The organism is Actinomadura sp. NPDC049753 (assembly GCF_040674655.1).
Lineage (GTDB): Bacteria > Actinomycetota > Actinomycetes > Streptosporangiales > Streptosporangiaceae > Spirillospora > Spirillospora verrucosospora.
Genome location: NZ_JBFARL010000246.1, coordinates 1 through 10822 on the forward strand (window position 1 = coordinate 1; position 10822 = coordinate 10822).

The window sequence follows — 10822 nt, forward strand, 5'->3', positions numbered from 1 at the left end:
GGAGCCGCGCTCACCGACCTGCTCGGCCGGCCCGGCGCGGCGGAGCCGCTGCTGGTCGCGCTGAAGGCGGCCGCCGCCGGCCGCCCCTGGAGGGGCGTCCTGCCGCTGTCGGACGAGGGCCTACCGGTGGCCTGCGAGCCGATGACGGGCGCGGGCGGCCGCGTCCAGGTGCTTCTGACGGTCTCCCCACCCGGCACCGGCGGCCTGGAGCTGCTGGACGAGGCGGCCCGCCGCGCCGGCTCCACCCTCGACCCCCACCGGGCCGCCGGCGAGATCGTCGCCGTCACCGTCCCGCGGTTCGCCGACGCCGGCGCCGTCTACGTGCTGGAAAGCCTGCTCGCCGACGACGACCAGCCCGGCGCCGAGACCGAGGGATCGGCGGTCGTGCGGCGCCTGGCCGTCGCGCTCGCCGACGACGACCCGCGGGAGTGGTCCCGCGAGTTCCCCGTCGACGAGGTCATCGTCTATCCGCCGGGCTCCCCCTACGCCCGCTGCCTCGCCGACGGCGGCATGGTCGAGTTCGGCGGGGACGCCGCCCGCGACACCGTGGCCGGCCGCACGGGCCGCCTCCTCGACGGCATCGCCGACCACGTGTCGCTGCTGGCGGTGCCCCTCGCCGCGCGCGGCCGCACCCTCGGGTTCGCGGTGTTCAGCCGCAAGCGCGGCCGGCCGCCCTTCGACCCGGCCGACCGGGCGCTGGCCTCCGAACTCGCCGGCCGCGCCGCCGCCTGCGTCGACAACGCCTGCGCGTACCGGCGCGAGCAGCGCACCGCGACCGCGCTGAAGGCGGCGCTGCTGCCCGCCGCCGTCACCGCCCCGCCCGGCCTGCGGATCGCGCACCGCTACCTGCCCGCCCGCAGCGGCGTCGGAGGCGACTGGTACGAGGTGGTGCCGCTGCCCGGCGACAGGATCGCCGTGGTGATCGGCGACTCGCTCGGGCACGGCGTCACCGCCGCCGCCGCGATGGGACAGCTGCGGGTCGCCGCGCACACGCTGGTCCGATGCGGGTTCCCGCCCGGCGAGGTGCTGACTCGGCTCGACGCCATCGCCCAGGAGCTGGACGCCGCGCAGTTCGCCACCTGCCTGTGCCTGGTCTGCGACCCGGCGACGCTGCGGTGCGAGATGGCGAGCGCCGGGCATCCCCCACCGCTGCTGGTCCTGCCGGACGGCACCGCACGGCACTTCGCCGTCACCCGCGGGCTGCCGCTCGGGGTGTCCGACGACGAGCATCCGGCCGACCACCCGCAGGTGTCGGCGACGATCCCGCCGGGCGCGACCCTCGCGTTCTACACCGACGGCCTGGTGGAGAGCCGGATGCGCACCGTCGACGACGGCGTCGCCCGGCTCGCCTCCGCCCTGGTCGCCTCCCAGGGCGGGACGCTGGAGGAGACCGCCGACGGCGTCGTGGCCCTGCTGTCCGACCAGCGGAGCCACGACGACATAGCGCTGCTCCTGATCCGCCCCGACGGGCCCTGACCCGCCCTACAGTCCGGGGATCTCGTGGTTGCGGAACGCGTCCACGAAGTAGGTGTGGTCCTCGCGGACGATCTCGGCGTACTCGGTGCCGAACGCCACCATCGCCTCCACGAACGCCGACTCGTCCGGGCCGATCACCGCGTCGATGGCGTCCTCGACCTGGAACCCGACCAGGGTGTGGTCGGAGTCGGTGTCGGACACGCAGTGCACCTTGGCGGTGGCGCGGCCCAGGTCGTCCAGCACCGACAGCATGTCCTCGGGCTCGGTCAGGCCGCTCCAGTCCAGGTCCGCCTCGTAGGGCGACAGTTCCTGCACCACGTAGCCGACACCGCCGATCCGGGTGTGGCCGAGCCACGGGTCGCTGTTGGCCTGCAGCGCGCGCCGCGACACGGCGGTGCGGTGCCCGTGGTGCTGGAAGTACTCGCGGATGCGGGGGTCGTCGACGACGCGGCTGGCGGCGGCGACGTTGCCCTGCTTCATCGACAGGACGACGTCGTTCTCCAGCGCCTGGGTGTTGCCCTCGACGAGGATGTTGTAGGCCGACAGCCCGGCCGAGCCGATGCCGAAGCCGGACGCGCCGACGATGTCCTTGATCTCATAGGTGAGGCTGCCGAAGCGCTTCTCATGCGGGATCGTCTTCAGGTACTCGGCGTAGGCGGCCTCGACCTCGGCGCGCTCGGCGTCGTCCAGGCGGCGGACGCCGGGGCGGTCGCGGAACCGGCGCTCGGCCCCGGACACGACGGTCATGCCCTCCAGCAGCCCGGTCCGGGTGCCGCCCATCGCGGCGACCAGCACGTCGCGGACGTAGCCGTCGGTGGTGTCGAGCGTCAGCGCGAACTTCTCGTCGCCCACGTGCGCGGCGAACTTGCGGACCTGGTCGACGTAGGCGCGCACGTAGGTCTCGATGAGCCGGCGGATGTCGGCGTCGGAGATCGCCTTCTGCCACGCCAGCAGCGCGAGGCTGGCCACCAGCCGCTTGACGTCCCAGGTGAAGTGGCCGACGTAGGCCTCGTCGTAGTCGTTGACGTCGAAGACGAAGACGCCGTCGTCGTTCATGTAGGTGCCGAAGTTCTGCGCGTGCAGGTCGCCCTGGATCCACACGCGGGACGTGCGCTCGTCGGCCCACGGGTCGTCGTCGTGGACGATGTCGGCGTAGAACAGGCAGGCGCTGCCCCGGTAGAACGCGAACGGGTCGGACGCCATCTTGCGGAAGCGGCGGCGGAACTCGGCGGGGCTGCGCTCCATCAGGTCCGAGAACGCGTCGACCAGGACGTCGACGATCTGCGACTGGCGCTCCTTGGGGTCCCGTCCGCGCAGTTCCTCGGTGATGCTCGCCATGCTCTCTCCCTCGAAGATCGGACGGTCCCCGCCACGGCCGGGATGTTCCCGGTCATTGTGCCGAATCCGCACCGGTCCGGGAGGTGAACAGCGCACGCACGGCGGGTTCCGACCGCACGAGTTCCAGGGCGGTCTCGGCGTGCCCGGGGACGTACCCGTTCCCGATGAGCATCGTGACGTCGGCGGCGAGCCCCTCCGCGCCGAGCGCGGCGGCCGGGAACGAGGTCGCCATCGAGAAGAACACGACGGTGCCGCCGGGCGCGGTGGCGAGGATCGCGCCGTGCTCGCAGCCCGGCACGTCCACGCACACGACGGTGACGTCGGCCGGCTCGCCGACGGCCGCCGCGACCGCCACCGGGTCGCGGGCGTCGGCGCGCACGACGGCGTCGGCCAGGCCCGAGGCCGCCAGCCGCTCCTCCTCCTCGGCGGTGGGCACCAGCCCGATCACCCGGGACGCGCCGGCGCGCCGGGCGGCGGCCAGCGACAGGGACCCGCTCTTGCCGGCCGCGCCCAGCACCAGCACCACGGGACCGCCCTCGCGCGCCGCCACGACGCGGCGGGTGAGGGCCGGCGCGCCGCACACGTCCATGACGGCGAGGGCCAGCGGCACCGGCAGGTCGTCGGGCAGGACGGCGGCGATGGAGCGGGCGAACAGGATCGCGTGGCCCCGCGCCGGCACCTGCTCGGACCGCCCGTCCCACTCCGCGAGCCCGTCGGTGACCGCCAGCGGAGTGAGGGTCAGGGACACCAGGGTGGCGACGCGGTCGCCGGGCTTCAGCCCGAGGGGCGAGTCCGGCCCGGCCTCCTCGACCACGCCGACGAGCATGCCGCCCGACCCGGTCACCGGGTTGTGCATCTTGCCGCGCTCCCCGATGATCCGCAGCACCTCGGCCCGGATCGCGTCCGGGTCGCCGCCGTGCGCGGTGTGCAGCTGGCGGTAGGACGCGGCGTCCAGGTTGAGGCGCTCGACGCCGATCCGCACCTCGTCCGGCCGGATCCGCGGGTCGGGATCCAGCCGGAGCGCGGCCTGCGGCAGGACGCCCGCGGGCTCCAGCACCCGGTGCAGCCCGACCGCCGTCCCCGTCCCGCCTCCGGTCATCGTCATGCCGCCTTTCTCCCAACATCGGGTGGTGTTACGCAAGATATGCAGGGCACCCCTGGTTTCATCGAAAGTCTTCCCGTAACGTCGGCGGCACACAAGACTTTTATGCGATCAATGTGAGGCGAGGAGGCGGTCGACGATGACCACTGCCCTGCACCCGGACGCCCTCCAGTCCGAGGAGGCCGCGCGCCAGCCCTACGCCTACCGGCGCCGGCCGCTGGCAGAGCCCGACTGGCGGCGCCTGCCGGGATGGCGGGACGTCACGGAGGCCGAGTGGGAGTCGGCGCAGTGGCAGCGCGCCCACTGCGTCAAGAACGTCCGGCAGCTGCGCCGGGTCATGGGCGACCTGCTCGACGAGCGCTTCTACGCCGACCTGGAACGCGACCAGGCCGAGCGCGCCACCATGTCGATGCTGCTGCCCCCGCAGATGCTGAACACGATGGACGCCTCCTCCACCGAGGCCTTCTACGCCGATCCCGTGCGCCGCTACATGCTCCCGGTGTTCAGCGACCGGCGCACCGACTGGCCGTCCCACCCGCACGCCTCCCGCGACTCGCTGCACGAGGCCGAGATGTGGGCCGTCGAGGGCCTCACCCACCGCTACCCCACCAAGGTCCTGGCCGAACTCCTGCCGACCTGCCCGCAGTACTGCGGCCACTGCACCCGCATGGACCTGGTCGGCAACTCCACGCCGAACGTCGACAAGCACAAGTTCACCATCAAGCCGCCGGACCGGCTCGGCGCCATGCTGGACTACCTGCGCCGCTCCCCCGGCGTCCGCGACGTGGTCGTCTCCGGCGGCGACGTCGCCAACATGCCGTGGGCGCGCCTGGAGTCGTTCGTCGACTCGCTGCTGGACATCGACAACATCCGCGACATCCGGCTGGCCAGCAAGGCGCTCATGGGCCTGCCGCAGCACTGGCTGCAGGACGACGTCCGCGCCGGGATGGAGCGCCTGGCGACCAAGGCGAACGCGCGCGGCGTGCAGATCGCGATCCACACCCACGTCAACGCCGCCCAGTCGGTGACGCCGCTGGTCGCCAAGGCGGCCCGCGCGATGCTCGACACCGGCATCCGCGACGTGCGCAACCAGGGCGTGCTGCTGCGCGGCGTGAACGACACGCCCGAGGCGCTGCTCGACCTGTCGTTCGCGCTGCTCGACGAGGCCGGGATCCTGCCGTACTACCTGTACATGTGCGACATGATCCCGAGCAGCGAGCACTGGCGGCTCGCGGTCTGGGAGGCGCAGGAGCTGCAGCACGCGATCATGGGCTACCTGCCCGGCTTCGCCACCCCGCGGATCGTCTGCGACGTCCCCTACGTCGGCAAGCGGTGGGTGCACCAGCTCGCCGACTACGACCGCGAGCGCGGCATCTCCTACTGGACCAAGAACTACCGCACCGGCCTGGAGCTGGCCGACCCGGACGCGCTGACCCGGCGCTACGAGTACCACGACCCGATCTACACGCTGCCGGAGGAGGGCCAGGACTGGTGGCGGCAGCGCTCGGGGGCGATCTGAACCGTCACGGCCGACGCCTTTACGTTGTAGATCCGAAACGTTGCGGATTAGGCTGGGACGGGTGACCATCGACCCGACCTCCCGTTTCCCGCTCGGCGCGTCGGTGACGGCCGCCGCCCTGGAGGACGACCCCCACCCGCACCTGGCCCGGCTCCGCGAGCGCGAACCGGTCTCCTGGCTGCCCGCGCTGGGCGGCTGGCTGGTGACCGCCCGCGGCCCGGCGCTGGAGGTCATGCGCGACGCGGCCGCCTACACCGTGGACGACCCGCGCTTCTCCACCGCCCAGGTCGTCGGGCCGAGCATGCTGTCGCTGGACGGCCCCGTCCACACCCGGCACCGCGACGCGTTCGCGCGGCCGTTCCGGCCGGCCCGGACGCGGGAGCGGTTCACCGCGTTCGTCGAGGCCGAGACCGACCGGCTCGTCGGCGCCCTGGCGCCGGCCGGCCGGGCCGAGCTGCGCGGCGAGCTGGCCGGGCCGCTCGCCGTCGCGGTCGTCACGGAGGCTCTCGGGCTGCACGGGGTGGACGCCGCGACCGTCCGCTCCTGGTACGGCGCGTTCGTGGAGGCCGTGTCCGCCATCACCGCCGGCGGCGCGGCGCCCGCACGCGCGGACGAGGCGTACCGGCTGCTGCGCGCGGCCGTCGAGGAGGCGATCGCCGCGGCCCGCCCCGGGTCGCTGCTGGCCGAGGCCGCCCGAGCCGACCTCGGCGCCGCCGAGGTCGTCGCCAACGCCGCGATCCTGATGTTCGGCGGCATCGACACCACCGAGGGCATGATCGTCAACGCCGCGCTGCACCTGCTCGGGCACCCGGACCAGCTCCGGCTCGTCCTGGACGACCCGGAGCTGCTGCCCGCCGCGATCGAGGAGTCGCTGCGGCTGGAGCCCGCGGCCTCGGTCGTCGACCGGTATGCCGTCCGCGACGCCGAGCTCGGCGGGGCGGCGGTCCGGGCGGGCGACCTCGTGCGGGTGTCGATCGCCGGCGCCAACCGCGACCCCTCGGTCTTCCCCGCCCCCGACCGCTTCGACGTGCGGCGCCGCAACGCCGCCGAGCACCTGGCGTTCGCGCACGGACCCCACTTCTGCTTCGGCGCCCACCTGGCCCGGATGGAGGCCCGCACCGCGCTCGCCGCGCTGCTGGACCGCCTGCCCGGCCTGCGGCTCGATCCCGCCCGACCCGCCCGGCCGCACGGGCTGGTGTTCCGCAAGCCCGCGCGGCTGGACGTCCTCTGGGACGTCTGAGGACCGGTTCTGGACCGTTCCCGGCGTCGCCCCGCGCCGCGCCGCTGTGGGAGCATGCCCCCATGATCGTGGAACGCCGCGTCGAGCTGCGCTTTTGCCAGGAGAGCCGGGACGCGCAGACGCACGTCAACCTGTCCGCCGTGCGCCGGGACGGCCGCTGCCTGTGGGTGGCTGGCGACGAGACGGCCACCATCGAGCGACTCACGGCCGTCACCGGCGAGGACGGGCGCGTCACCGGCTACGACGGGCAGACCACCATCGCCCTCGCCGACCTCTTCCCGCTGCCGGCCGGCGCCGGCGAGGAGGCCGACATCGAGGGCCTCGCCCGCGCCGACGGGTGGCTGTGGGCGATCGGCTCGCACAGCCTCAAGCGCAAGAAGATCAAGCCGGGGAACGGCGACGCCAAGGCCCGCAAGCGCCTCGCCACCGTCGTCCGGGAGGACAACCGCTTCATCCTCGCCCGCATCCCCCTGGTCACCGGCGACGACGGCCTCCCCCGCGCCGTCGCCGAGGACGGCGAGCGGACCGCGGCCGTCCTCGGCCTGGACCAGGACTCCATCGCCGACCTGCTGGCCGACGACCCGCACCTCGCGCCGTTCCTCGCCATCCCGAGCAAGGACAACGGCCTGGACATCGAGGGCGTCGCCGTGCACGGCGACCGCCTCTACATCGGGCTGCGCGGGCCCGTGCTGCGCGGCTGGGCGGTGCTGGTGGAGATCCGCCCGGGCTCCCACCCGCGCGACCCGCGGCGCCTGCGCGCGCTGCCGATCGGCGACGACGGCGAGCCCTACCGCACCCACTTCCTGGACCTCGGCGGCCTCGGCGTCCGCGACCTGTGCCCGCACGGCGACGACCTGCTCGTCCTCACCGGGCCGAGCATGGACCTGGACGGCCCGGTGCGGCTCGTGCGATGGCCGGGGGCGGCCCGCGCCGGCGCCGGGTCGGTCGTCGCGGCCGACGAGCTGGAGGTGCTGGGCGAGCTGCCGCACGGCGACGGCGACGACCACGCCGAGGGCATCGCCGTGCTGGACGAGCCGGGCACCCGCCTCCTGGTCGTCTACGACAGCCCCGCCCCGGACCGGCTCACGGCGGACGGCGGCGTCCTCGCCGACGTCGTCGATCTCGGCTAGCGGGCCCCGAATAAGCGCTCGCTTTCAGTCTCTGCTTGGATGGGCCCCGGTACCCGGCGGGAGTCGAGAGGGCGGGAACAGAGCATGATCGAATGGTCCGAGGAAGACCTGATGATCCGGGACGCGGTGCGCGGCTGGATCGACGCGGAGGTCCGCCCGAACCTGGACGCGCTGGAGTCGGGCGAGCTGCCGCCCTACGACCTGCTCCGCAACCTCTACAAGACGTTCGGCATGGACGAGATGGCCCGCTCGTCCTTCCACGCCCGGCTGGCCAGGGAGCGCGAGGGCGGGCAGGGCGGGGGCCCCGCCGAGGACTCCGGCGACGACCGGCCCGGCGGCGGCAACGCGGCGATGTCGATGCTGCCGGTCATCGAGCTGTGCAGGGTCGCGCCCGGCCTGGTCTCGGCGATGGGCGTCGGGCTCGGCCTCGCCGCCGGGACGATCATGAAGCGCGGCACGCCGGAGCAGAAGGAGCGCTGGGCGCTCCCGCTGCTCACCATGGAGAAGGTCGGCGCCTGGGCGATCACCGAGCCGAACTCCGGGTCGGACGCGTTCGGCGGGATGCAGGCCACCGCGCGCAGGGACGGCGACGAGTACGTCATCAACGGCGGCAAGACCTTCATCACCAACGGCCCCTACGCCGACACGATCGTGTTCTACTGCAAGCTCGACGACGGGGCCGCACCGCGCGACCGGGAGATCCTCACCTTCGTCCTCGACCGGGGCATGCCCGGCCTGGAGCAGAGCAGGCCGCTGCGCAAGATGGGGCTGCACTCCTCCCCCACCGGCGAGCTGTTCCTCAACGACGTCCGCGCGGGCGCCGACCGGCTCCTGGCCTCCGGCGCGCAGGGCGGCAAGGAGTCGGCCCGCCAGAACTTCGTCACCGAGCGCGCCGGAGTCGCCGCGATGGCCCTCGGCGTCATCGAGGAGTGCCTGAAGCTGTCGGTCGAGTACGCCAAGACCCGCGAGCTGTGGGGGCAGCGCATCGGCGACTTCCAGCTCATCCAGCTCAAGCTGGCGAAGATGGAGGTCGCGCGCCTCAACGTGCAGAACCTGGTGTTCCGCCACATCGAGATGCAGCGCGCCGGGCGCACCCCGACCCTGGCCGAGGCGTCGGCGATGAAGCTCTACGCCGCGCAGGCGGCCAGCGAGGTCGCGCAGGAGGCCGTGCAGCTGTTCGGCGGCAACGGCTACATGAGCGAGTACCGCGTGGAGCAGCTCGCCCGCGACGCCAAGTCCTTCCAGATCTACGCCGGCACCGACGAGATCCAGGTCACCCACATCGCCCGCGACCTGCTGTCGCGCTGAGCGCCCCGTCCGATAAGGCGCCGCGTCCGCTCGACGCCGCCCCGTCCGCGAACTTCCGGGGACCGGGCGGCGTCGAAAAGGTGGAGGGCGGGTGAGGGCGATCGCCCGCCCTCGGCCCGACGGGCCTTTCTGGACAGCCGACGACGGGGACTGGATACTCACAGCTATGGACGGTCAGCCCTCATTCCCGGTGAGAGCGTCCGACACGGAACGGGACCGGGTGCTGCGCGTCCTCAGCGAGCGCGTGGCCGAGGGCCGGATGTCGAACGAGACGTTCGAGCGCCGTGTCGACCAGGTGCTGCAGGCGCGCAACCAGGCCGAGCTGGCCGACATCGTGCACGACCTGCCGAACTCCAGCCGCGTCGTGAACCGGCTGACCGGCCTCATCTCCTCGGTCTCGCAGGCGACCGCGCGGATCGAGGCGGCGTGGCGGGCCCCGCGGCTGCCCAAGTTCATGCTCCCGCCGCGCGAGCTCGGCCGCATCGTCGTCGGCCGCGCCCCCGCGTGCCAGTTCATCCTCACCGACCTCACCGTCTCCCGGTTCCACGCCGAGATCTACCGCGCGGACGAGGGCTGGATGATCTCCGATCTGGGGTCGATGAACGGCACCCGCGTGAACGGGTACCGGCTGACCGGTCCCGCCCGCGTCCGGCCCGGCGACGAGGTCGGCTTCGGCAACTCCGCCTTCATCGTCACCGCCCCCTGACCCGTCCCGGGCCTTGACGGAACTGTAAGGAGTCCTTACGTTCTCTCCAAGTTAGGAAACCTTCTTAACTCGGAGGAGCCGCCGTGTCCGTGCCCGTCCCCGGAACGCCCAGCCTGCTGCGGGCGATCAACGACCGCGCCGCGCTGGAGGCGCTGCTGGCCCGGGGGCCGCTGACCCGGCCGCAGATCTCCGACCTCACCGGCCTGTCCAAGCCCACCGCCTCCCAGCTGCTCGCGCGGCTGGAGCAGGCCGGGCTCGTCGTCCGCGACGGCGTCCGCGAGGGGCTCCCCGGCCGCACCGCCGAGCTGTACCGCATCAACGGCGCCGCCGCCCACGTCGCCGGCGCCGACGTCACCCCGGCGCGGATCCGCGCCAGCGTCGCCGACCTCGCCGGGACGGTCGTCGGCGAGCACACGCTGCCCACCCCCGGCCGCACCGGCGTGGACGTCGTCGCCCGGATGGCCGCCGCGCTCGACGGCGCCGCCGCCGCGGCCGGCCTCACCCGGGACCGCCTCGACCGGGCCGTCGTCGGCATCCAGGGCGCCGTCGACCCCGCCACCGGCCGCCTCGGGTACGCCTCGCACATCCCCGGCTGGCACATCCCCGACCTCGTGGACACCCTGAGCGGCGGGCTCGGCGTGCGCGTCGCGATCGAGAACGACGTCAACCTCGCCGCGCTCGCCGAGCGGGCCGGCGGGCGCGCCGAGGGCGCCTCGGACTTCGTCCTGCTGTGGGTCGCCGACGGCGTCGGCATGGCCGTCGTGCTGAACGGGACCCTGCACCGGGGCGCGACCGGCGGCGCCGGGGAGATCGGCTACATGCCCGCCGTGGGCGCCCCGCTCATGCGGGACGTGCGGCGCACCCACACCGGCGGGGTGCACAGCCTCACCGGCGGGGCGGCCGTGCTGAGGCTGATGCGCGAGCACGGCTTCCGCGGACGGGACGCCGCCACCGCGCTCAGCCGCGCCGCCGCCGACGTGCAGACCGCGGGCCGGCGCACGGC

9 protein-coding genes are annotated in these 10822 nt (G+C 73.8%); 7 read left to right on the plus strand and 2 right to left on the minus strand.

The genetic code is table 11. The features are described 5' to 3' along the window. Window positions 1-1476, plus strand: a 1476-nt coding sequence (locus tag AB0K37_RS36695; protein ID WP_363989288.1) for a GAF domain-containing SpoIIE family protein phosphatase, incomplete at its 5' end; no start/stop codon positions are given. 6 nt (window positions 1477-1482) lie between these two features. On the opposite strand, the gene AB0K37_RS36700 is transcribed toward AB0K37_RS36695, so the two are convergent. Both AB0K37_RS36700 and AB0K37_RS36705 read right to left on the minus strand, forming a co-directional pair. Further along, window positions 1483-2814, minus strand: coding sequence for a DUF2252 domain-containing protein (locus AB0K37_RS36700; protein WP_363989290.1), 1332 nt, complete (start codon window positions 2812-2814; stop codon window positions 1483-1485). A gap of 52 nt (window positions 2815-2866) precedes the next feature. After that, window positions 2867-3919, minus strand: coding sequence for a zinc-binding dehydrogenase (locus AB0K37_RS36705; RefSeq protein ID WP_363989293.1), 1053 nt, complete (start codon window positions 3917-3919; stop codon window positions 2867-2869). Window positions 3920-4055: 136 nt separating this feature from the next. Here AB0K37_RS36705 and AB0K37_RS36710 point away from each other — a divergent pair, with 136 nt between their 5' ends. The 6 genes from AB0K37_RS36710 to AB0K37_RS36735 all read left to right on the plus strand — a co-directional run. Beyond that, the gene (locus tag AB0K37_RS36710; RefSeq protein WP_363989296.1) at window positions 4056-5435 is read left to right on the plus strand and encodes a lysine 2,3-aminomutase; all 1380 of its coding nucleotides are present in this window, start codon (window positions 4056-4058) and stop codon (window positions 5433-5435) included. Window positions 5436-5496: 61 nt separating this feature from the next. Then, window positions 5497-6675, plus strand: coding sequence for a cytochrome P450 (locus AB0K37_RS36715; protein ID WP_363989299.1), 1179 nt, complete (start codon window positions 5497-5499; stop codon window positions 6673-6675). Between the two features lie 62 nt (window positions 6676-6737). Continuing rightward, window positions 6738-7805: a DUF3616 domain-containing protein gene (locus AB0K37_RS36720; RefSeq protein WP_363989302.1), complete on the plus strand. Its 1068-nt coding sequence runs from the start codon at window positions 6738-6740 to the stop codon at window positions 7803-7805. 84 nt (window positions 7806-7889) lie between these two features. Beyond that, window positions 7890-9113 carry an acyl-CoA dehydrogenase family protein gene (locus AB0K37_RS36725; RefSeq protein WP_363989305.1) on the plus strand — a complete coding sequence of 408 codons (1224 nt, stop codon included), beginning with the start codon at window positions 7890-7892 and terminating at the stop codon, window positions 9111-9113. Between the two features lie 166 nt (window positions 9114-9279). Beyond that, the gene (locus AB0K37_RS36730) at window positions 9280-9819 is read left to right on the plus strand and encodes a DUF1707 and FHA domain-containing protein (protein WP_363989308.1); all 540 of its coding nucleotides are present in this window, start codon (window positions 9280-9282) and stop codon (window positions 9817-9819) included. Window positions 9820-9902: 83 nt separating this feature from the next. After that, window positions 9903-10822 (plus strand): ROK family transcriptional regulator (locus AB0K37_RS36735; protein WP_363989311.1); only part of this gene is annotated, 920 nt, incomplete at its 3' end.

Coding starts and splice junctions, on each gene's coding strand:
- AB0K37_RS36725 (WP_363989305.1), top strand. CDS start 7,890: ATGATCGAATGGTCCGAGGAAGACCTGATGATCCGGGACGCGGTGCGC.
- AB0K37_RS36700 (WP_363989290.1), bottom strand. CDS start 2,814: ATGGCGAGCATCACCGAGGAACTGCGCGGACGGGACCCCAAGGAGCGC.
- AB0K37_RS36705 (WP_363989293.1), bottom strand. CDS start 3,919: ATGACGATGACCGGAGGCGGGACGGGGACGGCGGTCGGGCTGCACCGG.
- AB0K37_RS36720 (WP_363989302.1), top strand. CDS start 6,738: ATGATCGTGGAACGCCGCGTCGAGCTGCGCTTTTGCCAGGAGAGCCGG.
- AB0K37_RS36710 (WP_363989296.1), top strand. CDS start 4,056: ATGACCACTGCCCTGCACCCGGACGCCCTCCAGTCCGAGGAGGCCGCG.
- AB0K37_RS36730 (WP_363989308.1), top strand. CDS start 9,280: ATGGACGGTCAGCCCTCATTCCCGGTGAGAGCGTCCGACACGGAACGG.